This window comes from Streptomyces sp. NPDC007983 (genome assembly GCF_042958345.1).
GTDB lineage: Bacteria > Actinomycetota > Actinomycetes > Streptomycetales > Streptomycetaceae > Streptomyces.
On record NZ_JBIBJI010000026.1, the window covers coordinates 37,787 to 63,434 of the forward strand.

Annotated in this window: 20 protein-coding genes and 1 pseudogene; 7 read left to right on the forward strand and 14 right to left on the reverse strand. The window is 72.4% G+C overall.

What is annotated here, in order from left to right:
• Positions 1-94: 94 nt before the first annotated feature.
• The gene (locus tag ACFZCY_RS40750) at positions 95-1,420 is read right to left on the reverse strand and encodes an MFS transporter (protein ID WP_391185576.1); all 1,326 of its coding nucleotides are present in this window, start codon (positions 1,418-1,420) and stop codon (positions 95-97) included.
• A gap of 144 nt (positions 1,421-1,564) precedes the next feature.
• Complete coding sequence (locus ACFZCY_RS40755; protein ID WP_391185579.1) at positions 1,565-2,071, reverse strand: YfcE family phosphodiesterase; 507 nt, start codon at positions 2,069-2,071, stop codon at positions 1,565-1,567.
• 55 nt (positions 2,072-2,126) lie between these two features.
• On the opposite strand from ACFZCY_RS40755, the gene ACFZCY_RS40760 reads away from it, so the two are divergent.
• Positions 2,127-2,594 carry a DUF1348 family protein gene (locus ACFZCY_RS40760; protein WP_391185582.1) on the forward strand — a complete coding sequence of 156 codons (468 nt, stop codon included), beginning with the start codon at positions 2,127-2,129 and terminating at the stop codon, positions 2,592-2,594.
• A gap of 55 nt (positions 2,595-2,649) precedes the next feature.
• Entirely contained in the window at positions 2,650-3,210 is a 561-nt protein-coding gene (locus ACFZCY_RS40765; RefSeq protein WP_391185585.1) for a tyrosine-type recombinase/integrase, read from the forward strand.
• A gap of 47 nt (positions 3,211-3,257) precedes the next feature.
• On the opposite strand, the gene ACFZCY_RS40770 is transcribed toward ACFZCY_RS40765, so the two are convergent.
• The 5 genes from ACFZCY_RS40770 to manD all read right to left on the reverse strand — a co-directional run bounded on the left by ACFZCY_RS40770 (position 3,258) and on the right by manD (position 11,449).
• Positions 3,258-6,776, reverse strand: a complete 3,519-nt coding sequence (locus tag ACFZCY_RS40770; protein WP_391185588.1) for a phosphodiester glycosidase family protein — start codon at positions 6,774-6,776, stop codon at positions 3,258-3,260.
• Positions 6,777-6,916: 140 nt separating this feature from the next.
• Entirely contained in the window at positions 6,917-7,324 is a 408-nt protein-coding gene (locus tag ACFZCY_RS40775) for a YchJ family metal-binding protein (RefSeq protein WP_391185591.1), read from the reverse strand.
• Between the two features lie 47 nt (positions 7,325-7,371).
• Positions 7,372-8,766, reverse strand: coding sequence for an MFS transporter (locus ACFZCY_RS40780; protein ID WP_391185595.1), 1,395 nt, complete (start codon positions 8,764-8,766; stop codon positions 7,372-7,374).
• Between the two features lie 44 nt (positions 8,767-8,810).
• Positions 8,811-10,235, reverse strand: a complete 1,425-nt coding sequence (locus ACFZCY_RS40785; protein WP_391185598.1) for a mannitol dehydrogenase family protein — start codon at positions 10,233-10,235, stop codon at positions 8,811-8,813.
• Entirely contained in the window at positions 10,232-11,449 is a 1,218-nt protein-coding gene (gene manD / locus ACFZCY_RS40790; protein WP_391185601.1) for a D-mannonate dehydratase ManD, read from the reverse strand. Before manD ends, ACFZCY_RS40785 begins: the two co-directional genes overlap by 4 nt.
• A 104-nt stretch (positions 11,450-11,553) precedes the next feature.
• Between manD and ACFZCY_RS40795 the strand changes: the two genes are divergently transcribed.
• Positions 11,554-12,309 carry an FCD domain-containing protein gene (locus ACFZCY_RS40795; protein WP_391185604.1) on the forward strand — a complete coding sequence of 252 codons (756 nt, stop codon included), beginning with the start codon at positions 11,554-11,556 and terminating at the stop codon, positions 12,307-12,309.
• Between the two features lie 53 nt (positions 12,310-12,362).
• Here the strand turns inward: ACFZCY_RS40795 and ACFZCY_RS40800 are convergent, their stop codons facing one another.
• The 3 genes and pseudogenes from ACFZCY_RS40800 to ACFZCY_RS40810 all read right to left on the reverse strand — a co-directional run bounded on the left by ACFZCY_RS40800 (position 12,363) and on the right by ACFZCY_RS40810 (position 16,714).
• Positions 12,363-14,921, reverse strand: coding sequence for an alpha-L-arabinofuranosidase C-terminal domain-containing protein (locus ACFZCY_RS40800; RefSeq protein ID WP_391185607.1), 2,559 nt, complete (start codon positions 14,919-14,921; stop codon positions 12,363-12,365).
• 251 nt (positions 14,922-15,172) lie between these two features.
• Positions 15,173-16,081, reverse strand: a pseudogene (locus ACFZCY_RS40805) (formate dehydrogenase); the annotation flags it as partial.
• Positions 16,082-16,117: 36 nt separating this feature from the next.
• The gene (locus ACFZCY_RS40810) at positions 16,118-16,714 is read right to left on the reverse strand and encodes a DUF4291 family protein (protein ID WP_391185610.1); all 597 of its coding nucleotides are present in this window, start codon (positions 16,712-16,714) and stop codon (positions 16,118-16,120) included.
• A gap of 121 nt (positions 16,715-16,835) precedes the next feature.
• Between ACFZCY_RS40810 and ACFZCY_RS40815 the strand changes: the two genes are divergently transcribed.
• Together ACFZCY_RS40815 and ACFZCY_RS40820 are read left to right on the forward strand one after the other, a co-directional pair.
• Entirely contained in the window at positions 16,836-17,054 is a 219-nt protein-coding gene (locus ACFZCY_RS40815) for a hypothetical protein (RefSeq protein ID WP_391185613.1), read from the forward strand.
• 7 nt (positions 17,055-17,061) lie between these two features.
• A complete protein-coding gene (locus tag ACFZCY_RS40820) occupies positions 17,062-17,793 on the forward strand; it encodes a DUF429 domain-containing protein (RefSeq protein ID WP_391185615.1) in 732 nt (243 codons plus the stop codon).
• A gap of 85 nt (positions 17,794-17,878) precedes the next feature.
• Here the strand turns inward: ACFZCY_RS40820 and ACFZCY_RS40825 are convergent, their stop codons facing one another.
• Positions 17,879-19,066: a transglycosylase family protein gene (locus ACFZCY_RS40825; protein ID WP_391185618.1), complete on the reverse strand. Its 1,188-nt coding sequence runs from the start codon at positions 19,064-19,066 to the stop codon at positions 17,879-17,881.
• 1,439 nt (positions 19,067-20,505) lie between these two features.
• Entirely contained in the window at positions 20,506-21,504 is a 999-nt protein-coding gene (locus tag ACFZCY_RS40830) for an Lrp/AsnC ligand binding domain-containing protein (protein WP_391185621.1), read from the reverse strand.
• Between the two features lie 137 nt (positions 21,505-21,641).
• Between ACFZCY_RS40830 and ACFZCY_RS40835 the strand changes: the two genes are divergently transcribed.
• Both ACFZCY_RS40835 and ACFZCY_RS40840 read left to right on the forward strand, forming a co-directional pair.
• On the forward strand, positions 21,642-23,267 hold the full coding sequence (locus tag ACFZCY_RS40835) for an AbgT family transporter (protein ID WP_391185623.1): 1,626 nt from the start codon (positions 21,642-21,644) through the stop codon (positions 23,265-23,267).
• Positions 23,268-23,299: 32 nt separating this feature from the next.
• The gene (locus tag ACFZCY_RS40840; RefSeq protein WP_391185626.1) at positions 23,300-24,454 is read left to right on the forward strand and encodes a M20/M25/M40 family metallo-hydrolase; all 1,155 of its coding nucleotides are present in this window, start codon (positions 23,300-23,302) and stop codon (positions 24,452-24,454) included.
• An 80-nt stretch (positions 24,455-24,534) separates the two neighbouring features.
• Here ACFZCY_RS40840 and ACFZCY_RS40845 read toward each other — a convergent pair whose 3' ends face one another.
• Complete coding sequence (locus ACFZCY_RS40845) at positions 24,535-24,771, reverse strand: DUF397 domain-containing protein (protein WP_055553697.1); 237 nt, start codon at positions 24,769-24,771, stop codon at positions 24,535-24,537.
• Positions 24,772-24,776: 5 nt separating this feature from the next.
• Positions 24,777-25,637, reverse strand: coding sequence for a Scr1 family TA system antitoxin-like transcriptional regulator (locus tag ACFZCY_RS40850; RefSeq protein ID WP_391185628.1), 861 nt, complete (start codon positions 25,635-25,637; stop codon positions 24,777-24,779).
• Between the last annotated feature and the right edge of the window lie 11 nt (positions 25,638-25,648).

Consider the following 25,648-nt stretch of genomic DNA (forward strand, 5'->3'; position numbering starts at 1 on the left):
GGTCGGGGTTCGGTGCGCGGCCACCGAGCCGGATAAGGGATATGAGCCTTATGTTCACTTTGTCGCAATCAAGCCGCGGCTTCAATCCGTACCCTCACCGGAGGCGCGTCAGGCCGCGGCGCGCCCCGGCGGCGAGCGGCAGGGCGGCGGCCAGACAGCTCACACCGGCCAGGGTCAGGGACGTCCCGGGGGCGGGGGCGCACAGGGCCACACCGAGACCGGCCGCGGTCGTGATGGCCGTCTTGGTCACGCCGGACGCCTCGCCCGCCAGCTCCGGGCCCGCGGCCGCCTGGGTGGCGATGAGCGTCAGGGCACCCGCCACCCCGAGGGCCGCCCCGCAGCCCGTGGCCACCAGCACGTAGCCCGCCAGCGAGGTCGCCGTCGGCGCCGCGCACAGCCCCGCCCCGCCCAGGCCCAGACACCCCGCCATCGTCCCGACCGCCCTCGCCGGACCGATCCGCCCGGCCAGCGGACCGGCCACGGACATGGCCGCGGCGGGGGCGAGGAAGGCCGCCCCGGCGGCCGCCGCCGACAGCCGCCACGGCCCCTGCAGCGATATCGGCACCACGAAGAGGAACACCACGGTCGCGGCATTGGCCACCGCCCCCGCCGCCGTGAGCGCCACGAAGGGCCGGTTGCGCAGAAGGGCCGGGCTCACCAGGGGGCTCGGCGCTGCCCGTTCGCACCGCAGAAAGACCATGAACAGGGCGACGGTCAGGGTCAGGGCGGCGACCGTGCGCCCCGACGCCCAGCCCCACACCGGCCCGCGGTCGATGCCCACCGCGAGTGCCCCCACCGCCGCGGTCGCCGCGACCAGGCCCTTCCCGTCCACCGGGCGTGGCGCGCTGCCGTCCCGGGGCTCCGCCGCCCGCACCGCGCAGCCCGCCGCGAGCGCGGCGACCGGCACATTGAGCCAGAACACCGCACGCCACGACACGGCCTCGGTCAGCACCCCGCCCACGAACGGGCCGCACGCCGTCGCGACACCCCCGACGCCCATCGCCCACCCCAGGGCCCGTCCGCGCAGCGCGGGCGGATAGGTGTGCGTCAGCAGGGCCAGCCCCACCGGCATGGCCAGCGCGCCGCCCGCTCCCTGGACGGCCCGGGCGCCCACCAGCACCGGCAGCGAGGGGCTGAGCGCGCACACCAGCGAGGCGCCCCCGAACACCGCGAGGCCCGCCGTCAGCAGCACGCGCCGCCCCAGCACATCGCCCAGCCGCCCGGCACCCAGCATCAGCGAGGCCGCCGCCAGCAGGTAGCCGCCGACCACCCACGACAGCCCGCCGCCGGTCCCCAGATCCCGGCCGATCCGGGGCAGCGCCGGATTCAGCGCGAAGGCGTCCAGCTGGACGCAGAACATGGCCAGCGACACGGCGGCCAGCGCCGGGCGCCGTACGGAAGCAGCACTCCGTACCGTCATCGGTCACTCCTCTTCAGCACCACGGAGGGGGACAGGACAGGGGCTGATGAGAGAAGTGAGCATGCGACGAGAGGGCTCGACGAGAGGGCTCGACGAGAAATGAGAGGAACGGGCGGAAGGGTCACGCCCGGGGGAACGGCGGCTTCAGCGGCGGGGCGGCAGCCGGTGCAGCTCCACGGCGGTGAGCCGCCCGGCCTCGATCGCGGCCGTCATGAACGTACAGTACGGCTGCCGTCGCCGGTCGGTGGGGGAGCCGGGGTTGAGCAGCCGGAGCCGTCCGTCGGCCGATGTGGAGTCCCACGGAATGTGGCTGTGGCCGAACACCAGCACGTCCAGCTCCGGGAACCGCTCCGCGCAGCGCCGCTCACGCCCTTGCGCCGCGCCCGTCTCGTGCACCACCCCGAAGCGCAGCCCGCCCAGCTCCGCGTACGCCACCTCCGGCAGCCGCGACCGCAGTTCGGGCCCGTCGTTGTTGCCGTACACGCCGATCAGCCGGTGCGAGCGCGCCTCCAGCAGATCGAGGGTGGCGGTGTCGACCCAGTCGCCCGCGTGGATGACCACATCGGCGCGGGCCACATGGTCCAGCAGTTCCCCCGGCAGTTCCTTGGCCCGGCGCGGGAGATGGGTGTCCGACATCAGCAGGAGACGCACGCGTCGACCGTACCGTGTGGATCGGCATCCATTGACCATCGCACAGGGAGAGAATGTGACCGAGCGCCCGCCGCTTCCGCCGTTCACCCGGGAAACCGCGATCCAGAAGGTCCGTCAGGCGGAGGACGCCTGGAATTCCCGCGACCCCGAAAGGGTGGCCCTGGCCTACTCCGTCGACTCCCGCTGGCGCAACCGTACGGAATTCCCGCACGGCCGTCCGGAAATCGTCGACTTTCTGACCCGAAAGTGGGCGAAAGAGCTGGAATACCGGCTCATCAAGGAGCTGTGGATCCACGAGGGCAATCGCATCGCGGTGCGTTTCGCCTACGAATGTCATGACGCGTCCGGAAACTGGTTCCGCTCCTTCGGTAACGAGAACTGGCAGTTCGGCGCCGACGGGCTGATGACGCAGCGCCACGCGTCCATCAACGATCTGGCCATCACGGAGGCGGACCGCAAGTTCCACTGGCCGCTCGGGCGCCGACCGGACGACCACCCGGGTCTCAGCGATCTGGGGTTGTGACCCGCCCGATGACATAAATAATGTGCCAAGCGGACTATCAGAAGAAGGTGACGGTGTGACGGCGGAAGCGGGCGAGACGGCTGAGACGGCGAAGGACCGGTATCCGCGTCCGGTGGTGTCTGCCGCGGAGGCCGAGTGGATCTGGCGGCTGCTGTCGGTGCAGGCCCTGGAGAGCGGCGCGAAGCCGGAGACGGTGCGGCTCGCGGTGATCGTGGGCCTGGCCCGGGCCAGCGGCGCCCGCTACGGCGGTCTGCTGCGCTGCACCATGTCCTCGCTCGACCTGGACGCGGGATGGGTGACCATCGAACACGGCAAGCACCGGATCCCCCGGCGGCACGGTCTGGACGCGGGAACGATCCTGGTCCTGCGCCGCTGGCTGCTGGTGCGCAAGGAGCTGTGCACCGAACTGGAGGGATCCATCCCGGACGCGCTGCTGCTCACGGTGCACCACACCCATGACAACGGGGTGACCGTCGCCGCCGGGCTGCCCATCACCCGGCAGGGACTGGTGCTCTCGTGGCGCCGCTTCGTCCACCGTACGAACGCCCGGTACGCCGCGCGCCGTCCGCCGCTGCCGACCCGCTTCGAACAGGTCCGCCGGGTCTGGGACGCCTGATGCCGGTGGGGCGGGGGCCGCCGTAGCCCCCGCCTGCACCGGCCCGTTCACGCCGCGGGAGCCTCGCCCCGGGCCGCCGCCGTGACCGAGAAGCGCGCCTGCGCCGTCGCGCCGTTCACGGTCACCGTGAGGGTCGCCGTACCCGGGCGCAGCGCGGTGAGCTTCCCGGTCGCCGGGTCGAACGCGGCGACATAGCGGGCCGGGTGCCGGGCGTGGGTCACGTCGCCGACGTAGACGTGTCGCGAGCCGGTCCAGTCCGCGCTGAGCGGCCAGCCGACCGGCACCGTGCGGGCACCGGCCCCCTCGCCCTGGATCACCGCCGCCGTGACGTTGGCGTCCTGCCCGGTGCGCAACTCGGCCGGGGCGGTGACGGTGAGCCCGTCCACATGGGCCCGGGTCTGCACCGACACCCAGTCGGGCCCGCCTCTCCACGGGGCATGGCGCGCCGCCGCCCGCTGCCGGGGCGAGACGGGGTCGACGCCCACCATCGACCAGCCGGTGAAGCCGCCCTGCGCGGCCGGGGTGGCCGGGTTCTTGCCCGCGTTGCCGTTGATCAGATACGGGACGCCGTCCACCCGCGAGGCGTGGAAGGTGCCCACGTGGCTGCCGATGAACGCCGCGCCCTTGCCCGTCGTGCGGCGGAAGTCGGCCAGCCAGTTCTCCAGCAGCGCGGCCTCCTTGCGGTCACTCAGCTGGCTGCCCTGCTGCGGGGTGGGATCACGCGGCGGGACGTGCTCGATCACCATCACCGAACCGATGGCGGGATCGGCGGCGGCCGCGTCCAGCCGCTCCCGCAACTCCTTGACCTGGTCGAAGCCGCCGCCCCGGAGCCGCAGGCTCGATGTGTCGAGCGTGATGAACCGGGTGCCCCGATGGTCGAACGTGCGGTGCGCGGGACCGAATTCGGCCATGAAGTCACCGATCGAGCCGCCCATCACCTCGTGGTTGCCCGGCACGTAAGTCCAGGGCAGGTCATCGCCCAGCTCCTCGGTGAGCACCCGGTGGGCGAAGGCGAGATCGGCGGGGGACCCCTCGTCGACCAAGTCGCCGTTGACGACGAGGAAGTCGGGCTTCGCCGCCTTGATCTCCCGCAGGGTGCGGCGGGCCTGGGCCACGATCGGGCTGTCCGGGGCGCGGGCCACGAACTGGGCGTCCGACATCACCGCGAACCGCCAGTCCCGGCCCTCGGTGCGCGCGGCCGTGGTGATGAGCGGATCGGGGCGGACGTCCTCCTTCGGCAGGCCGACGGCGGGCGGCACCCGGGCGGTGAGGTCGTCGAGGGTGACACCGCCCGTGTACTGACGGCCGGCGGCCGTCTCCGCGAGGTAGAAGCGGCTCACCTTCAGCGGATACGCGATCCCGGCCGGAACCGCGAAGTCGACATGTCGCCAGCCGGTCCAGGTGATGTACGGGCCGCGCAGCAACTGGTCCGAGCCCGCCGCGTCCTTCAGGTGGAGGGTCGGCCACGCCCCCTTGCCGTCGCCCTTGATCCACAGGCCGAACGACTGCGGCTGACCGTCCACCGCGATCGGCTCCGGCGGGGTGACATAGGCGGCGCGGGTGGCGGTGGACTGGCCGAAGTCGTAGGTCAGCTCCAGCCCGGTGCCGCTGTGGCCGTCGGGCGTGGCCTTCGCCGAACCGGAGGCGCGGGCCTGGCTGAACGTCCAGCGCCCGGCGTCGTCGAAGGACGCCTCCGGCTGGTCGGTGAGGCCCACGGTGACGGCGAGCACGGTGACGGCGCCGCCGACCGCGACCTCGACCTGGCCCGCGGCCCGGTCGCCGCGGGCCTTGACGGTGAAGTTCCCGGTCGCCGGGTCCGGGGCGATGTCGAACAGCGCGTGGTCGTAACTCAGCCGGACGTCGGACGGCTCGATGGGTGCGCTGGTGCCGTGCGCGTCCAGGCCGACGATCCCGAAGCGGCCGGTGGCCCCGGCGTCGGCGAGCCCGATCAGCCGGGTGGTGGGCCGGATCCGGTCCAGTTCGTCCAGCACGCTCAGCTCGAGGGAGCCGCGGGCGGCCCCGCGCCGTGCGACGACCGCCGTGTCGCCGCCGTGGCGCGCGGTGAACGTACCGTCGGCGGCGACCCGTCCGACCCGGGGGTCGGCCGTCTGCCAGTGCGGCGCGCCCTCGGCCGGGCCGTACGTCTCGTCGTAGCCCGCGGCGGTGAGACGGCGGGTCAGCCCCGGGAACACCCGCTCCGGGTGGCCGCCCCGGACCGGATCGACGGTGGGCGCGTCGGCCGCGCCGGTCGCCGTCTCCACCCAGAAGCCCCGGAGCCGGCCGCTGCCGTCGGGGGCGGTGAAGGCGAGCCCGTTGGGCACGGGCCGCTCGCTGCCGTCGGACGGGCTGTTCTCCACCCGGCCCGTGTCGCTGCCGGGTTCGCGCGCGAGAAGCGTGGAGGAGCCGCCGCCGTCGAGGTTGAGCGCGCTGTAGGAGCCCGCGTCCTTCATCATCCGGCCCAGCTCGGTGAGGGTGACCCCGCCGCTGTCCGCCTGCCGCCCGTCCACGGTGAGGACCTGCATCGTCCGCCCGTCCCGGGAGAAGCCGACGGCGGTGCGCGGCGCCGCGGTGTTGTTGCCCTCGCCCTCGTGGCCGACCGGTGCGCCGTCCACGACGAGAAGTTCACGGCCGCCGACCGCCGTGCGCGGGGTGTCGCCGCTGTCGGTACGGGGCCGGTACTCCCACGACACCGCGTCCCCGACCGCCAGCCTGCCGAGGGCGTCCGCCCCCGCGTCACGCCCCACCAGCACCGTGGCGCCCTCCGGGATCGCCCCCTTGCCGGGAGCTCCGGCCGCCGCGGTGACCTTGCCGTCCGCGACCGTGACCTCGGCGGTGCGCCGCGCCCCGTCCACGGTCTGCGCCCGGTCCGCCTCGCCCCACTGGGCGTTGTACGCGCCGATGCCGCCCGCCGGGACGTTCGCGGCGTTGATCGCAGCGAGCGGACGCTGACCGTCCGGGAGGGTCAGCGTGCCGTCGAAGTACAGCTGGAGGATGCGTCCCGCGGCGGCCGGACCGATGCCGACCGCGTTGCCGGAGCCGGAGGCGGCGGAGTTGACGATCCGCCCGTCGCCGATGCCCGTGCCCTCGGGGGCGCCGGTCTGGTTGATGTCGAAGAAGTCGCCGTTGATCGCGGCGACCGTGCGGCGTCCCGGCCCGGCGTCATGCTCCTGGGCCAGTTGGGAGACGGGCTTGCGCAGGGCGACCTTGTCCGGGTGCAGATAGTCGACCTTCGTGGCGCCGGTGAGGTCCACCGACAGGGCGTCGGCGCGCAGCCACTTGTCCGACTCCAGCCGGTCGTACGAGGTCAGCCGCACCCCCGGGGCCACCGGCCGCGACGAGCGGGCGGTCCGGATGCCGTCGCCGTCGGCGATCGACCGCGCGCCGGGAGCGGGATTGACGGCGGCCGGTGGGGCGACCGGCCGCAGCATCTCCGACGAGGAGCGGGGGAGGGGTTCGGGCGCCGGGACCGGGGTGCTGTCGGCGGCGGCCTGGTCTACGGCACCCAGCACGAGGGCACAGGCGGCGGCCAGCGCCGCCACGGGTCTGGTGAACGCGACAGGGGACATGGCAACTCCATGGGGCCATGGGACGCGCGTGGTTTCCACGCACAGCGCCCCAGCATCGCCATGGAGGTGACGGCGCGCCAGAAGGCGTGGGCGACATCATGGAGAACAAACGCCGTTCGGCTGCCGCCGATGGGGGCGCGTCAGGGCAGGGACACCCCGTCCACGTACACCCACGCGCCCCCTTCCCGGGTGAAGCGGCTGTTCTCGTGCTGCTCGCCTGTGCGCCCACCGTCCACGTAGTGCGCGCGGAACTCCACCGTGCCCGTCGAATGGAACGCGCTGCCGTCCGTCGTACCGAGGATCTCCAGCCGCACCCACCGCGGCCCCGGGTCGAGTTCGAGCCGGGGCGGCCGGGTCGTCGAGTGCCAGCTGCGGAGCAGGTACGCCTCGTCCCGTACCGCGAAGGCGCTGTACCGGGACCGCATCAGCTGCTCGGCCGTGGCCGCCCGGGCCTCCCCCCGGTGGAGGCGGCCGCAGCAGTCGGCGTACGGCGCGGGCAGTCCGCAGGGGCAGGTCACGGGGGCGGTACGGCGCGTGCGTCGGGACATGGACCCATTGTGACGTCCTCGGTGACGCCCCCGGTGACGGCCCGGGCTCAGGCGGCGGACATCCGCAGGGGTTCGACGCGCTTGATGACCAGGCCGTAGGTGAGGGCGCCGACCACGCACAGCGCGCCGGACAGCATCAGCGGGGCGACGAACGAGTGGTTGAAGAAGCCCAGCAGCAGTCCGGTGGTGGTCGAGCCGAGCACACCGGCCAGGTTGGACGCGAAGTTCTGGATGCCGCCGAGCGAGGCCACATGGCGCGGGGTGGGCGCGACGTCGGCGGGCAGGCTGGCCACCGAGGCGGCGGAGAAGGCCAGGCTGGCGTAGCTGACGGACAGCAGCGCCAGGGCCCACATGGCGCTCGGGACGAGCACGGCGAAGGCGATGACCGAGGAGAAGAGCATTCCGCACACCAGGCAGGTCTTACGGGCCCGGGTGACCGACCAGCCGCGGCGCAGCAGGGTGTCGCTGGTCCAGCCGCCGAGCAGACTGCCGCCGATGGCGACGACGCCGGGCAGGGCGCCGTAGAAGCCGAGCTTCAGCAGGTCGAAGCCGCGGGCGTCGACGAGGTAGCTGGGGAACCAGGTGATGAAGAAGTAGATCACGTAGTTGAGGCAGAAGAAGCCGATCATCATGCCCCAGACCGTGCGGTACCGGAACAGGTCGCGCCAGCGCACCGCGGGCTCTTCCGGCGCCGCATCCTCGGGCCTGCCGGCCGTGTCCTCGGCGGAGGCCTCCTCCAGCCGGGCGCCGCCCGCCGCGACGTAGGCGCGCTCCTCGGCGCTGATACCGCCGGCCGCCGAGGGCTCCCGGTACGCCTTCAGCCACAGCGCGACCCACAGCAGGGCGACCGCGCCGGTGACCCAGAACGCCATCCGCCAGCCCTGCCAGGCGATCAGCGCGGTCACCACCGGGGCGGCGACCGCGGTACCGGCCCGGGCTCCGTTGTCCCAGACGCTGTTGGCCAGCGCCCGTTCGCGGACCGGGAACCAGCGGGAGACGGACTTGGCGCACGAGGGGTACGCCGGTGCCTCGCCCGCGCCGAGGGCCAGCCGCGCGAACAGCAGGCTGCCGATGCCGCGGACGAATCCGGTGGCGATGGTGACCACCGACCAGATCAGCCCGCCGATCGCGAACATCTTCTTCTCGCCGTACCGGTCGATCAGCGCCCCGGCGGGCAGCTGGCCCAGCGCGTAGGTCACGAAGAACATGCTGAGGATGACGCCCTGCCACTCGGGACCGATGTGCAGGTCATCGGTCATGTAGGGCAGGGAGAGGGAGATGGTGGCGCGGTCGACGTAGTTGACGGTCATGCCGAGGAAGCAGAGGAAGACCATCAGCCAGCGGGTGTTGTGCCGCAGGCCGCGCGGGCGCGGTGGCGCGGTGGCGGACTCGTCCTGGGCCGGCGGGCCGGTGGGGGTGGTGGCGACTCTGGGGGTCTTCAAGGCGGCTCTCCTTTGAAGGTCCTTCGAAGGGGTGGTGCGTGAGGTCAGCGCGTCCGGGCGCCGGAGGGCAGCTCCGCCGTCACGGAGGCGATCAGGGAGGTGTCGTCCGCCAGGTCCTCGGCGCCCAGCAGGCTCAGCAGACGGCGCAGGGCGTCGCGCGGGGGCCGGGCGTCCCAGGCCCGGCGCAGCGCTTCGGCCTCGGGGTCGTCCAGGGGGTGGTCGCGGGTGACGAGGGCCCAGGCGGCGAGGGCCGAGACCAGTTCCGGGGTGTCCCGTCCGGCGGCGCGCAGCTCGCGCAGCGGGGCCAGCCACCGTTCGGGGATCTTCAGGGATCCGTCCATGGCGATCTGCCGGATCCGGTGGTGCATGGCGGGGTTGGCGAAGCGGACGACGAGGCTGTCGATGTACCCGGCCAGGTCCAGGCCCTCGGCCGGCGGCAGGCTCTGCGCCGCCTCCGCGCAGTAGGCGCGCACGGCCGCCTCGCCCCAGGGCGTGGCGAGGACGTCGGCCACGGTCTCGCGGCCCTCGGCGAGGCCCCGGTAGGCGATGAGCGAGTGCGCGCCGTTGAGCAGCCGGAGCTTGGCGGACTGGTACGGGGCCACATCGGCGACGAACCGGGCGCCCGCCTCCTCCCAGCGCGGGCGGTCGGTGGCGAAGATGTCCTGGAGCACCCACTGGGTGAACGGTTCGCCGGTCACCGCGCCCTCGTCCGCCACGCCGAGCGCACGGGCCGCGGTCTCGCGGTCGGCGTCGGTGGTGGCGGGCACGATGCGGTCGACGACGGTGGCGGGGAAGGCCACCGAGCCGGTCATCCAGTCCAGGAGGCGATCGCGCTCGTCCCACGCGCTCGCCGCCACGAAGTCCCGTACCAGCCGTCGCAGGACCGCGCCGTTGCCCGCCATGTTGTCGCAGGACACCACCGACAGCGGCGCACCGCTCGCCCGCAGCCGGGCGCGCAGCCCCGCGGCGAGCTGCCCGACGACGGTCGCGGGGGCGGCGCCTTCGAGGTCGGCCCGTACGAGCGGGTCCTCCAGCGCCAGACCGCCGCCGGCCGGGTCGCGCCGGTAGCCCTTCTCGGTGACGGTGAGCGTCACCACGGTGACGTCCGCCGAGGCCAGGAGCCCGATCAGCCGGGCGCTGTCGTCGGCGGCGTGCAGCACCTCGGTCACCGCGCCGACCACCCGGGTGGCCGGGCCCTCGGGCCGCCGCTCGGTGAACGAGTACAGACCGTCCTGCGGGCGCAGCGCGTCCACCACCGCACGGCTGCGCTGGGTGACCCCGGCGATGCCCCATCCGCCGCCGTGCGCCGCCTCGGCGGTCTGTGTGGCGAGCGCCTGGTGGGCGCGGTGGAAGGCGCCGATGCCCAGGTGCACGATCCGCGGGCGCAGCGCGCGCGGATCGACCGGCGGGCGCGACGCCGCCGGTACGGCGGGCAGGGTGGCCAGGGACAGCCGCTGTGTCGCGCTCACCAGTCGTGCACCGACCCGTCGGTACGGCGGCTGACCGGCAGGTACTTCGGGTCGTACGGGAAGCGGGCGGCGGCCTCCTCGTCCAGCTCGATGCCGAGGCCGGGCGCCTCGGAGGGGTGCAGCGCGCCGTCGCGCAGCTCGTACGTCGGCCGGAACACCTCATGGGTGAGCGGGTCGTGCGCCATGTACTCCTGGATGCCGAAGTTGGGCACGGTGACGTCCAGATGGACGGCGGCGGCCATGCTCACCGGCGACAGATCGGTGGCGCCGTGCGAACCGGTGCGCACCTGGTACAGCTCGGCGAGGTTGAAGATCCGCCGCAGATGGGTGATGCCGCCGGCGTGCACGACCGAGGCGCGGATGTAGTCGATGAGCCGTTCGGTGATGAGCTGCTGGCAGTCCCAGATGGAGTTGAACACCTCGCCGACCGCGATCGGGGTGGTGGTCGACTGGCGGATCTGGCGGAAGGAGTCCTGGAGTTCGGCGGGGGTGGGGTCCTCCATCCAGAACAGCCGCAGATCCTCCACGCTGCGGCCGAGCCGCCCCGCCTCGGTGGGGCTGAGCCGGTGGTGCACATCGTGCAGCAGGTGGAAGCCGAAGCCGAACCGCTCTCGGACCGCCTCCAGATAGCGCGGCGCGAAGTCCAGATACGCCTCGGTCGACCACGGCTGCTCCTCGGGGAGGGCGCCGGTGGCGGGCTCGTAGACCGTGGCGACCGTGCCGTGGCGGATGCCGTAGGTCCCGGGCGAACCGGGGACGGCCGCCTGGGCGCGGATCGCGCGGTAGCCCATCTCCTGGAACTGGGCGACGTCGTCCAGCAGCTCGGGGATGTCGCCGCCGCTGGCGTGGCCGTAGACCATGGCCCCGTCGCGGGCCTTGCCGCCCAGCAGGTCGTACACCGGCATCCCGGCGACCTTGCCCTTGATGTCCCACAGCGCGGTGTCGACCGCCGAGATCGCGGTCATGGTCACCGGCCCGCGGCGCCAGTACGCCCCCTTGTAGAGGTACTGCCACATGTCCTCGATGCGGGCGGGGTCGCGGCCGATCAGCAGCGGTACGAGATGGTCCTCCAGATAGGAGGCGACCGCCAGCTCGCGCCCGTTCAGCGTCGCGTCACCGAGACCGGTCACACCGTCCGACGTGGTCACCTTCAGGGTCACGAAGTTGCGACCGGGAGAGGTGACGATGACCGTCGCCTCCGTGATCGTGGCCATGCATCTGCTCCTCACTGCGCCGGCTCCGGGGTGGAGCCCGGGCTGCTGGTCGGCTACCATACAAGTACGTCAGCGAGTTCGGTCAAGGGTTCGGAAGGGGTCGGATGGGATCGGCGGAGGGACTGCACGCGGCACGCTCCCGGGGGCGCAACACCCGGCAGCTCGTCCACGAGGTGCTGCGCGCGCGCATCGTCGGCCTGGAGCTGGCCCCCGGCTCGGCCGTATCGGAGAACGACCTGGCGGCCGAGCTGGGCGTCAGCCGCACCCCGGTCCGCGAGAGCCTGATCCTCCTCGCCGACGAGGGGCTGGTCGACATCTATCCGCAGATGGGGACGTTCATCTCGCGCATCCGCGAGCGCGATGTGGCCTCCGCCCAGTTCATCCGGGAGGCCCTGGAGTGCGCGGCGCTGCGCGACGCCGTCGGCAGGGCCACCGCGCGCGACGTGGCGGAGCTGCGCGTGCTGCTCATCGCGCAGGAGGAAGCCGACGCGCAGTCCGACATGGCGGGCTTCTTCCAGCTGGACGAGCAGTTCCACCAGCGGCTGATGGCGGTGAGCGGACACGGCTCGGCGTGGCCCGTGGTCAGCCAGGCCAAGGCCCAGCTGGACCGGGCCCGCCGCCTCTCGCTGCCCATGACCCAGCAGATGTCGCTGCTCATCGGCCAGCACCGGGAGGTGGTCGACCTCCTGGAGGAAGGCGATCTGGAGCGGGCCGACGGGGCGCTGCGCTCGCATCTGCGGCTGGTCTTCAGCGATGTGGAGAAGATCCGCGCCAAGCACCCGGAGCTGTTCAGCGACCAGGACGCCCCGCTCAAACCGCGCCGCGACAGCGCCCGGCGCGCCGCCGCCCGCGAGGACTGAGCACATGACAGCGGGGCGGACCCGTTGTGGACCCGCCCCGTGACCTGCCCGTATCAGCGCTTGGTCTTGATCCTCATGAACGTGACCGAGTCCGCCGGGAAGGTGTACGTGAAGGTGTTCGCCACCCCGTCCAGCTTCGACCCGACCGGTTTGACCGGCTGCTCGGAAGCGGTGTTGACCGCGTCCGGCGCGCCCTGGAGCGTGGTCAGCCGCGCCGTCCGCGCCACCTTGCCGCCGCCCAGGTCGATACGGGTGCGGGCGGCCGTGCTCTGCGCGTTGACGACCTTGACGATCAGCTCACCGGTGGCCTTGTCCCGCGTCACCACCTGGCGGAAGGGCTCGGCCACCTTGTCGTCGGTGAAGCCGCCCCACTTCTTGCCGTCCAGGTACAGCGTCACCTGACGGCCGCGCACCTCGACGCGGGCATCGTAGGTGCGCCCCGTCTCGATCTTCGTGCCGTCCTCGATCATCGCCTGCTTGGCGCCGCCGACCGCCTTCTCCACGGCCGAGCGGGTGTTGCCCCAGCCGCCGAGGTTCCACCAGTAGTAGTTGCCGGTGTCCTTGACCCCGAACGCGATGAGGAAGCCCTCCTTGCCGGACTGCTTCGTCGCCTTCACCCGCAGGTCGTAGTCGCGCCACGCCTTGTCGCCCGCCGTGACCATCGGGTTCTCGGCGGCGGTGTCGGACTGGACGTACGCACCGTCCCGGACCGTCCACGAGCCGGTGCCGGTGGCCTTGGTCCACTGCCCGTCATCGCCCGAGAAGTCGTCGCTGAGCAGCGTCGAACCGTCCGCGGCGGTCACCTTGACGTCGTCGTACGCCGCGCTCGTGGCCCAGGTCGACAGGCCGACCGCGCCGCTGATCGGCTCGCTCGGGGCGGGGGTGGCGGACGCCTTGCTCGGCACCACCTCGTCCCCGACGTTGTTCATGAACAGCTTCTGCGTCTCGTAGCTGGTCGAGCCCCAGGAGGAGGAGTTGTCGAACCAGATCATGTCGGGCCGCCACTGCACCGCGTTCTCGTTCGCCAGCAGCGGCGCGTACGACGCCAGCTTGACCACGTCGGCGTTGCGCTCCAGGCCCGTCATGTACGCCGCTTCGGTGAGCGAGTTGTACCACTTGTTGTCCTGCGAGGCGTACTCGCCGAGGAACACCTTCGGGCCCGAGCGGTCGTAGGTGTCGTAGCGCTGGTTGTTCTCCAGGAACCACTGCGGGCTGTTGTAGTAGTGCTCGTCGACCATGTCGACGCCCGCCGCCCGGTTCAGTGCCCAGGCGCGGTCGAAGGTCTGCCCGCTGTCGTCGGGGCCGGAGTTGCTGATCACCGTGATGCCGGGGTACTTGGCCTCGATGGCCTTGCGGAACTCGGTGAACCGCGCGAAGAACTCGTCCGGCAGGTTCTCCTCGTTCCCCACCTCCAGATGGGTCAGGCCGAACGGCTTCGGGTGGCCCATCTTCGCCCGCAGCTTGCCCCAGGTCGAGGTCACCGGGCCGTTGGCGAACTCGATGAGGTCCAGGGTGTCCTGGATGTGGCGCTTCAGCAGCGCCGGGTCGTCGGTGGCCTTGTTCTGGCCGCAGCCGGTGACCAGCGCGGGCACCACCGGCAGCGCCATCGCGCCGATGTCCTCGGCGAACTGGAAGTACTCGTAGTAGCCGATGCCGTAGGACTGGTTGTAGCCCCAGAAGTTGGCGTTGACGGCGCGCTGCTCGACCGGGCCGACGGTGTCCTTCCACTGGTAGGACCGCTTGCGCGGCCAGTTGGGCGCCTCGTACGCCTCGTGGCTGCCGGTGTTCACCAGGCAGCCGCCGGGGAAGCGCAGGAAGCCCGGCTTCAGCGCGGCGATCTTCTGCGCGAGGTCCTTGCGCATGCCGTTCGGGCGGTGCTTGTAGGTGTCGCGGGGGAAGAGCGAGACCATGTCGAGGCGGAGCGTGCCGCCGCCGCCCGCGGCGACCGTGAGCCGCCCGGTGGTGCTGGAGGTGGTGGCGGTGAGGGTGCCGGTGTACTTGGCCCAGTGGTCGCCGCGCACGGTGGCGCGCAGCGGACGCGCGAGCGTGTCGCCGCCGGAGCCGTCGCCGAGGCCGATGGTCAGCGGTGTGCCGGATGCCTGGTCGGTACGCGCCCACACCGAGAAGTCGTAGGCCTCGCCCGCCTTGATGGCCATCCCGGTGGTGTAGCCGGAGTTGGTCACCCCGTACCGGGCCGTCGATCCGCCGCCGTCGAGCGACAGCCGCAGATAGCGCCGGTTGCGCTCGTTCAGCCGGCCGTCGTCGTCCACGACCTCGGCCTTCCCGGTCGCGCCACCGGTCGCGGTCTCGGTCCACGCGGTCATGGGCCGGTACGAGGCGTGGTCGGCGGGGTCGTACTCGAAGGACCGGTTCTGGACCAGCTCGGCGTACAGACCGCCGTCGGCCGCGCGGTTGATGTCCTCGTAGAACACCCCGTACATCGAGTCGTCGATCGCCGGGCCCTTGGCGGCCGGGTCGACGGAGAGCGTGTAGTCGGTGGCGTCCGCCGCCGGGTGCGCGGGAGCGCCGGCGGCGGCTGTGGGGACGGCGGTGACGGTACCGGCGAGCAGGGCGCCGATGGTGAGGCCGAGTCTCCAGCGTGTGCGGGGCATGCGTCTCCCGTTCCGAATCGTGTCGTTCGAAATCCCGTACGTCGCTCAGAACTTCGAACGAAAGATAAGGGGGAGGGAGGGGCGCGTCAACGCCATGGACAAGCCCCTCAGCTCTGCCGCGCCTCCGGCGACTCCCGTGCCGCCACCCGCTCGCGCTGCGGAACGACGGTGTACTTCGGGCCCTCGGCCGACCGCATTCCGGCGTGGAACACACCGAAACGCGTGCACGTCGAGGCCGCCAGCAGGGCCGTGCGGTTGTGCTCCCGGGAGAACACCTGCCGCACGGGACTGCGCTGCTGCTCGAGGTGGAGCGGATTGCGGACGGGTGAATCCTGCGGTTCGTAGTGCACCGGCAGCGGCCCGTCCACCAGCCCGGCCGGCGCGTACAGCCAGCCCTTGCCGTCGGCCTGCATGATGAACGGGTCCACACCGCTGAGCGCGTCCGGGCCCTTCGCGTCCTCCGGCGGCCGGTACGACGGCGCCCGGTCGGGGATGAAGTCCGGGATGTCATGGCCGGTCCAGCGCCCCTGGCGCTCGTCCCACCACACCAGAGCCGTGCGTTCGCTCCATGGCGCGCCCGAGGGGTCGGCCGAGGCGCGGTTGTAGGGGATGCGGCGGTTGGCGGGCCAGGACCAGGCCCATTCGGCGGCGATCCAGTCCTGTTCGGTGTGCGGCTTGCGGCGGGCGGCCTGGTTGACGCCGTCCGCGTACACACCGCAGTAGATCCAGCAGCCGCAGGAGGTGGATCCGTCGTCCTTGAGCTGGGTGTACGCGCTGAGCGGGGTGCCGTCCGTGGCACGGCCGTTGATCTCGGCGAGCACGGCCTCGGCGACGGCTTCGGCCAGCGGCCCTTCGGTGGGGTAGTCCCAGGTCAGGTCGAGGATGGCCCGGTCCATGGGATCGGTGGACCCCGCCAGCCGCTCCCGGATCCGCCGGCCCAGGTGGTACATGAACCACAGATCGCTGCGCGCCTCGCCGTCCGGATCCTTGGCGGGGAAATGCCACTGCAGCGTCCGGTTGGTGTTGGTGAAGGAGCCCGCCTTCTCGGTGTGGGCGGCGGCGAGGAAGAAGAACACCTCGGTGGCGATGTCCTCGGTGCGCAGCTCCCCGGTGTCGATCTCCGGGCCGTCCTTCCACCAGGTGGCGGACTCGATTCGCGACGGGTTTCACACCCCGCCGGCCGCCGGATGCGTCCGCTACGCGACCCGAAGGTGGGAGAGAAGATCATCGGCCGCCGGGTAGGGGCGTTCATCGGGCAGACGCCCGGCCGCCGCGTCGAGGTTTCCCGCCCGCACGAGGGCGTGGACCTCGCGGGCCAGCGGCGTGACATCGGTGATGGACACCGTCCACTCGTCCGCGTACCGGCGGGCCGCCTCGCCCGCCAGGCCGAGCTGGAGGGAGCGGTACGGCAGCGGCCGGAGGTGGAGGTCGCGTTCCGGGTCCCACTGGACCCGGGTGGCGGACCGGTGCAGTTGGCGCTTCCAGGCCGCCTGGTCGGGGTGGAGGCCGCGTACGTAATGGGAGAGGCAGGCGTTGCGCAGCGCCCAGGCGAAGCCCTCGTGGGTGATCTCGACGGCCAGGACCGTTTCCTGGCCCTCCTTCAGACCCCAGCCGCAGCGGTACATCATCCACAGGAACGACGGTTTGATCCAGGTCATCCGGTCCCGCTTCCAGGCGGCGGGGAACCGGCCGTCGCGGGCCGCGGGCAGGCCGATGTGCGGGCCGTACGCCTGGTAGACGGTGACCGTGGTGGGGGTGTGCTGTGCGCGGATCTGGTGGGACTGGTGTTCCATGGCCAGTAAGCGTGGCGGGGCGGGCGGTGTCCGGCCACCGAATTTTTAGGCGGCCGTGCCTGGTTGACCGGCGGCGGCCGCACCGGCCACCGACCGTCAGGGACTGTGTACGGTGAGCCCCATGCCCGACGCGTCGCGCCGCCCCGAGCCGTTCCGCCGGCAGACCGGCCACGCGCGGCCGCCCTGCTGCTGGTACTCCGACCGCCCCACCGGACCGCCGCTCGGCTCCATCGCCGCCGCCGGACTGTGGGCCGAGCCGATGGGCGTCCTCGGCTACGAGCGGTTCGGCGCGGCGGGCGGGGACATCGCGCGCTCTTCCGCCCCTACCGGGCGGCGGTGACGGGCTGATGGTTTCCCGTCGGGACGCCGTGTCCACTCCGCCCGCGGCCGGAGGCGCCGGACCGGCCGTCGTCGGGGTGGACGCCTGCCGCTCCGGCTGGGTCGCGGTGACCCTGCGCGGTGGCGCGTTCGCCGGTGCCGAGACGGCCGGCGGGCTGAGCGATCTGCTGGCCCGGGTGGGGGACGTGGCCGTGGTCGCGGTCGACATGCCGCTGGGGATGCTGAAGTCCCGGCGGCGCCGTGCGGAGGAGCTGGCCGCCGAGCGGCTGGGGGCACACCGCTCGCGGGTCTTCCCGGTGCCGCCGCGGGAGGTATGGGAGCAGCCCGACTACGACGCGGCGAACGCCTGCTGCCGCCGGCTGACCGGCGCCGGGCTGAGCCGCCAGTCGTGGGGGCTGGCGGCGAAGCTGCGCGAGGCCAACGCCTGCCGGGACGGCGGCGACCACCGGCTCCACGAGGTCCATCCCGAGGTCTCCTTCGCTGCCATGCGGGACGACGTGCCGGTCGCCTGGAGCAAGAAGGGCTGGAACGGCCAGGCCGTACGCCGCCGTCTGCTCGAAGGCCAGGGCATCGTCCTGCCCGACGACCTCGGCCCGGCCGGGCGGGTGCCGTCCGACGACGTCCTGGACGCCGCGGCGGCCGCCTGGAGCGCACACCGGATCGCGCTCGGCACGGCCGTGAGCCTGCCCGCCCCGCCCGAGGTGTCCGACACGGGACTCCCCATCGCCATCTGGTACTGACCACGCCCTGCGGTGGGAGACGGCGGGAGGCCGCCCGGGCCGTGCCTCGGGCGGCCTCCCTTTCCCCCACCCCCGGAAATGGTCCTCAGGCGCCGATGCCGTACGGGCGCAGATGGTCGAGCGGGTCGACGTCCGACGCGTAGCGCGAGGTGGTGCGCACCTCGAAGTGCAGATGCGGACCGGTGGTGTTGCCGGTGTTGCCGGACCGGGCGATCCGGCGGCCCGCGTCGACGGTCTGCCCGCTGCGTACTGTCAGCGCCGACAGATGGGCGTACTGGGTGTACAGCCCCTCGGCGTGGCGGATGATCACCTGGTAGCCGAAGGCACCGGCCCAGCCCGCGGCCACCACGGTGCCCGGGGCGACCGCGTGCACCGAGGTCCCGACGGGCACCGCGTAGTCCACGCCGGTGTGGTGGCCGCTCGCCCAGCGCGGGCCGCGCACCCCGTACGCCGCGGTGATCGGGCCGCTGACCGGGGCCGCGAGCCGATGGGCCGCGGACTTCCGCGCGGCGGACTGCCGGGCGGTGTGGCGGGAAGCGGCGGCCGCGCGCTGGGAAGCGGCCCGGTGGGGCTGCCGCGTGACCGGGCGGGCCTTGCCCGAGGGCAGGGCGAGCCGCTGCCCCGGGTGGATCAGGTGCGGATTGGCGCCGATGGTCCTGCGGTTCGCGTGGTACAGCGCCTTCCAGCCGCCGCTGACGGAGCTGCGGGTCGCGATGCGGGACAACGTGTCGCCGCTGCGCACCGTGTACGACCCGGACGCGGACCCGGACCCGGCCGCTCGCCGGGGGCTGTGTTTACCGGATGGCTTGACCGTGCGCTTCGGGTGGTGCTTGGCGGGAGGCTTGGCGCTGCGCGCGGCGCCGCGGTTCGCCGCCTCGGCGGCGGGCGGGCCGGACCGGGACAGCCGGCCACGCACCGAGCAGACCGGCCAGGCGCCTGGGCCCTGGGCGCGGAGCACCGCCTCGGCCACGGCGATCTGCTGGCCCTTGGCGGCGAGGTCGGCCCGCTGGGCGTACCGGGTGCCGCCGTACGCGGCCCAGGTGTGCTGCGAGAACTGCAGCCCGCCGTAGTAGCCGTTGCCCGTGTTGATGCGCCAGTTGCCGCCGCTCTCGCATGCGGCGACCTTGTCCCAGGTGCCGACCGGGGCCGCCTGGGCGGCCCCGGTGTTGAGGAACGGCAGGACGATGCCGACGCTGCCCGCGGTCAGGACCGCGCACAGCGGGGAGACCCGGCTGGGCGATGCGGGGCGGCGGTGACTTCCTCGTACGGCCATGAGGCTGGTTCCTCTCCACAACGGCTCTCGACGTCGCCCCCGGAGGTCCCGGCGGGCTGTACGAGTACCGCAGCCGGGGGCGGCCGGTCACAAGGCGCAGGGGTGGTCACGGGCCGCCGCGCGCTCCCGGGGCCCGCCCCCTGATCGGGTGACGCTCCATCAGCTGTGCGAGGGAAGGCGCGTGGAGGGCCGGGGGGCGCACGGACAGGCCCGGGGCTGACGGGACGGCCGGGGCACGCGGCCCGAGATCACTTTCCGCCGTCTGCCGCGCGTGGACCGCGGCGGCGGAAAATGATTCTTCGGGCGGCCCCGATGGGACTCGCTTTTCCAGCGGATTGGTTTCCCGTTGGACCAACGGCCGATCATCTTCGCGAGGGCGGCCGAATTCCGTGCCGGGGAGCGGCGGTTCGGCCCGGACCGGTCCTGGGGGTCCAATGCGGGGGAGTGCGGCCGCAGGCGCGTCGGGCGGATCTTGTGGTGCGGTAATGCGCCTGCCGCCGGGCCAAGATCGGTCTCTTGGCAGTACGGGGGACCGGGCGAGGAACGGCACGCACCGGCCCGGGCCCATCACCGGGCCCGGCGAAAGCAGCGAAGGGCGGGAGAAGGGATATAGAGGCAGGGCCGATGAAGAGGGGGGCGGCAATACGGGCGGAGAACGGGCGGTCGCGGCGGGCCCGGGACCAGGCCCCCGCTGTCGGGACGCGGGGACGGCCGCGGGGGAGGGGCCCGTAGACATCGGCCTCGGCGTCGTCCTGGGAGCCGGCCCGGACATCGGCCGAGTCCCGCGGCCCGTCCGGCCGGGCACCGCCGCTGCCCATCGGCGCGGTATACGGTACGCGGCGGCCGAAGAACCCCCGGCCGTAACTGCCCGGGCACTCGCCCGGCTTTGCCCCAGCCGGTTCCGGGGCCGGACAACCGAACGGTTCACAAGCGGACTTGACGTGCCGTTCGCCGAATCTCCCGCCGCTCATCGCCTCCCGGACCGCCCGCGTACCGCTCCGGTTCTCCGAAAAGCGAGCTGTCCCGCGGCGGCCGGGAAGTGGCGGAGAATCAGCGGCCTCCGTATAGCGGGAAGCGCGCCGACGGGCATACCATTGCCTTACATCGACTTCATCACGGTAGATCGCTCGCAGGAGCGGTTCCGAATAGTCACCTCCTGGCCCCGGATCGCCAGCCCCACCCGCGACGCCGATGCCGTCATTTCCGTACGGCATCGACCGCCGCATCGGGGGAATCGGTCGCGCGGCGGTCCGTAACCCAGGATGTGCGGCGTGCCTACGGCGCATGCGGTCGTCGCCGCCCGTGCGCCGTCGGCCTTCTGGCGTACCCGCCGCTACACCGCGCCGCTGGACGTCCGTCCGGGGGCGCACGCCGCTGCGGGGCGTGCCCTCGGACGCCGGTCGGCCCCCTCGGGCCCATGCGCCGCTGATCCTCGAGCGTCAGTCCGCGACGACGAGCCGTCCGTCCTCGCGGCCGATCCAGTAGCGGCGCAGCACATCGAGCATCACGGACACCTCGCAGGCGGTGATGCCGGGGAGGGCGGCCAGGTCGTGGGTGAGTAAGGCGGCCAGCCCCTCCTCGTCGCGGAACACTCCGTGGTGGATCACCGATGAGGTGCCCGCGACGATCGAGACGTACCGTGCGGAGGGATGCCGGGCAAGGGCGTCGGCCACCTGCTGGATGGCTCCGGGGGCCGCTTGCAGTTCGACCACCACCTCCAGCGCGTACCCCAGCAGGGCGGGCTCGATTTCCACTCGGGGCCGTACGAGCCCGCGCCGCAGGAGCGACTGGGTGAGCCGGTAGGCGGTGGAGCGGTTGATGCCGAGTGCGCGGGCCACTTCGGCGGCGCTGGCCCGCCCGTCGTGGCGCAGCAGTTCGACCGCGCCCAGCTCCTCGGTGCTGAAGTCGGCTGCGGTGGCGGGTTCGTCCAGCGGATCCGCCACCTCGCGCAGCGCCCGCAGCTGGTCGTCGCCGAGCCTGCGCAGCCGCCAGGAGTCGGACTTGGCCGAGGCCCGCAGCACCAGTTCGGTGTGGGCCGACCGGACGCCGGGGACGGTCGGGATCCGGTTCATCAGCAGCTCCCGCGCCCCGGTGCGGCGCGTGGCGTGCAGGGAACAGTAGACGTCGGCGCGTCCCGTGGTCGTCGCCACGAACGGGATCTCGGGCAGTTCGGCGAGCCGGCGGGCCACCTGCCGTGCCTGCCCCGGGACGGTCGCCACCCAGATGTGCATGGGATTGCCCTCGGCCAGCATCGGCCATTCCACCTGCCCGATCACCCGCAGCAGCCGCTCGTCCGCGAGCCGGGCCAGTCGGCGGCCGACCGTGCTGGCCGAGCTGCCGAGCACATCGGCGAGCGCGCTGAGCGGGGCCCGCGGGGCCATCTGGAGGGCGGCCACCAGGTCGAGGTCTGCGTCGTCCAGGGGAGAGGTCTCGGGCATGGGTCGAATCTATCGTGCGATTGATGCTCTATCGGTGAATCATTCTTGCGTTACAAGTCTTTTACTTGCCTCATTCCATCAGAGCCATCTCTAATGGGCCACCACGCTTGCGTCATCCGACGAAGGAAGTGCGGCCGGTGAGCTCGAACGACACCACGACCACGCCCGACACCACACCACCCGGAACGCCGCCCGGGGCGCCCACGGAGGGATCCGCGGCGCTGTCCGGTCTGCTCCGGGTGCTCGGCGCCATCGAACGGGCGGGCAACAAACTGCCCCATCCCTTCTGGCTGTTCGCCATCCTCAGCGCGCTGCTCGCGGTGGTGAGCTGGGGACTGGCCGCCGCGGACGTGTCCGCGGACAATCCGGCCGACGGCAAGTCCGTGGTCGTACGCAGCCTGATCTCGGTCGACGGCGTCCGGTCGATGATCACCGACGCGATCACCAACTACGCCACCTTCCCGCCGCTGGGCACCATCCTGGTGGTGATGCTCGGGGTCGCCGTCGCCGACAAGTCGGGGATGCTCACGGCGATGCTGCGGGCCGGGGTCTCCCGGGTTCCGGCGCGCTGGATGACGTTCGCGCTGGCCTTCACCGCGATGGTCGCCCACATCGCCTCCGACGCCGCCTATGTGGTGCTCGTCCCCCTCGGCGGCCTGGCCTTCCGCGCGGTCGGACGCAGCCCGATCCTCGGCATCGTGGTCGCCTTCGTGGGGGTGTCCGCCGGATATGACGCGAGCCCGCTGATCACGCCGATGGACGCCGTGCTCTCCGGGCTGACCACGGCGGCCGCGCACACGGTCGACCCCGGATACACCGTCACCCCGCTGTCCAACTACTTCTTCTCGATCGCCTCCTCCGTGGTGCTGGCCTCCGTCATCACCCTCGTCACCGAAAAGGTGCTGGCCCGCCAGGTGGCGGCGCTGCCGCCCGACACGGAGAAGACGGACACCGGGGGGACCGCCGCCGGGGGCGACGCCGGTGCCGACGCGGTCGCGCTCGACCTGCGCCCCGAGGAGCGGCGCGGACTGCGCCGCAGCGGACTGGTCTTCCTGCTCTTCCTCGCGGCGATCGTGGTGGCCATGATCCCCACCGGGTCGCCGCTGCGCGGTGAGGGCGGCAGCATCGTCGAGTCGCCCGTGCTCTCCGGTATCGCCGTGGTGCTCGGGGTGCTCTTCGCGCTCCTCGGCACGGTGTACGGGCGGGCCGCGGGCACCGTACGCGGCAGCCGCGACATCCCCGACTTCATGGCGCAGGGCATGCGGGAGATGGCCCCGATCCTGGTGCTGTTCTTCGCCATCTCCCAGTTCCTCGCCTACTTCAAGTGGACGGGCGTGGGCCAGGTGCTCGCCATCCGGGGCGCGGACCTCCTCAAGGACCTCGGGGTGACGGGGCCGGTCGCGTTCCTGGGCATCGTGCTGGTGTGCACGGTCATCAACCTGGCGATGACCAGCGGATCCGCCATGTGGGCGCTGGTCTCCCCGGTGTTCGTCCCGATGCTGATGTTCCTGGACGTCCCGCCGGAGGCCACCCAGGCGATCTACCGCATCGCCGACTCCTGCACCAACGCCATCACCCCGATGAGCGCCTACTTCGTGATGGCGCTCGGCTTCCTCCAGCGCTACCGGCGTTCCGCGGGCATCGGCACCCTCGCCTCGCTGACCCTGCCGCTGTCCGTGGCCATGCTGGTGACCTGGACCCTGCTGTTCTACGCCTGGTGGGCGCTGGGCATCCCGCTCGGCCCCGGCGCGCCCGTTCGCTGAGCCACCGAAACCCCTTCCGGAAGGACCCCTTGATGACGCTCTCCGACATCGCCGCCGCGACGGAGCGGGCACTGCCCGAGATGACCGAAGACCTGCGGTCGCTGGTGGAACTGGAGACGCCGAGCGACGACAAGCAGCTGCTGAACGCCGGGCTCGCCGCGATCCACGGCTGGCTGGTGGCGCGGCTCGGCGAGCCGGACGAAACGGAGCGCCACGACTGCGGCCCGCACGGCGACGTGCTGGCCGTCACCTACCACGGCACCGCGCCCGGCACCGCGTTGCTGCTGTGCCACTACGACACGGTGTGGCCCGCCGGAACCCTCGCCGAGTGGCCCTTCGAGGTGGCCGACGGCAAGGCGAGCGGACCGGGCGTCTTCGACATGAAGACAGGGCTGGTGCAGGCCGTATGGGCGCTGCGGCTGCTGCGCGAGCTGAACCTGCCGCATCCGGCCGTCCGGCTGCTGCTCAACGGGGACGAGGAGATCGGCAGCCCGGCCTCCCGGCCGCACATCGAGCGGCTGAGCGAGGGCGTCCTCGCCACCCTGGTGTTCGAGGCGGCGCAGAACGGGGCGCTCAAGACCTCGCGCAAGGGCGTCGGGCTGTTCGACGTGACCGCGCACGGCGTCGAGTCGCACGCCGGGCTCGACCCGCTGGCGGGAGCCAGCGCGATCCACGCCCTGGCCGAGGTCATCCCGCACATCACCGCCCTCGGCGCCCCGGAGCGGGGCACCACCGTGAACGTGGGGCTGATCAGCGGCGGCACCGGCCGTAACGTGGTCGCCGCCCAGGCGCGCTGCGGCATCGACATCCGGATCACCGAACCGGCCGAGATGGCACGCCTCGACGCCGCTTTCGGCGCCCTCGCCCCCTCCGACCCGCGGGTGCGGCTGACCGTCAGCGGCGGATGGAACCGGCCGCCGATGGTTCCGAACGAGCCGTCCCGGCAGCTGTTCAAGCAGGCCCACGCGATCGCGGCCGAACTGGGCTGGGAGCTGGAGGAGACCGCGGTCGGCGGCGCGAGCGACGGCAATTTCGTCTCCGCGCTCGGCCGCCCGGTCCTCGACGGCCTCGGTGCCCTCGGCTCCGGCGCCCATGCCCGCCATGAACACACCCTGCTCGACGCCGTCCCGGCCCGCACCGCACTCGCCGTCGGACTGCTGCACTCCCTGGCGTCCGACGCCTCGTAAAAGCAGGCCGCGCGAACGCCGCCGCCCGCCGCCGTGATGGTCACTCACGGCAGCGGGCGGTCGGTTCATGAGAACCGGGTTCAGGACACCAGGAAGTCGGCCTTGCCCTCCTTGGCGCCCTCGATGAACGCGGTGATCTCGTTGCGGGTGTAGATGAGCGCCGGACCGTCCGGATCCTTGGACTGACGGATCGCGACCCGGCCGTCGTCCAGCTTCATGACCTCGACGCAGTTGCCGCCGTTGCCACCGCTCCACGGCTTGCGCCAGCCTTCGGTGCCGAGGTCGGTGGCGCGCATGCCGTTGTAGATGCGATCCATGCAGATCAGAGCTCCTTGCGGAAATCGTGGAGGATTTCCTTTGTGCGTCGTGCGGTTGCCGCCTGGGCCGCCATGCGGTCCATGGCCTCCAGATGCGAGGCCACCTCGATGCGTTCATCGAGGTAGACGGCGCCGGTGAGGTACTCGACGTAGACCATGTCCGGCAGTTCGGGAACAGCGAAGCGGAAGAGGACGAAGGGTCCGTAGGTGCCCGGATGGTGGCCGGAGGTGAACTCCGAGATCTGCAGCGTCACATGCCGCATCTCGGTGCTCTCCAGCAGCCGGTCCACCTGTCGGCGCATGACCGCGGGCTCGCCGACGGGTCTGCGCAGCACGGTCTCGTCCATCACCACCCACAGCCGTGGCGCCTCCGGGCGGTTCAGCAGGGACTGGCGCTCCATGCGCAGCGCGACATGCCGCTCGGCCTCCTCGGGCCCGGCCCTGCCGATGGCGCCGGTCTGCATGACGGCGCGGGCGTAGTCCTCGGTCTGGAGCAGGCCGGGGACGAAGTGCGGCTCGTACGCCCGGATCATCTCGGCCGCGCCCTCCAGGCTGACGTGGACGCTGAACCAGTCCGGCAGGATGTCGTGGAACCGCTGCCACCAGCCGGGTCGGTTGGCCTCCTCGGTGAGGGCGATGAACGCCTCCAGCTCCGCGCCGACGACCCCGTAGGCGTCCAGCAGCATCCGCACATAGGGCACTTTGAGGGCGACCTCGGCGGTCTCCATGCGGCGGACGGTGGCCGGGGCGACCCGTAGCACCTGCGCGGCCTGTTCGCGCTTGAACCCCGCCTTCTCACGCAGCTCCTGCAGGCGCTTCCCGAGGACGACCTGGCCCACGGTCGGAGCCGACCGCGGTTCGCTCACCTTGCTACCTC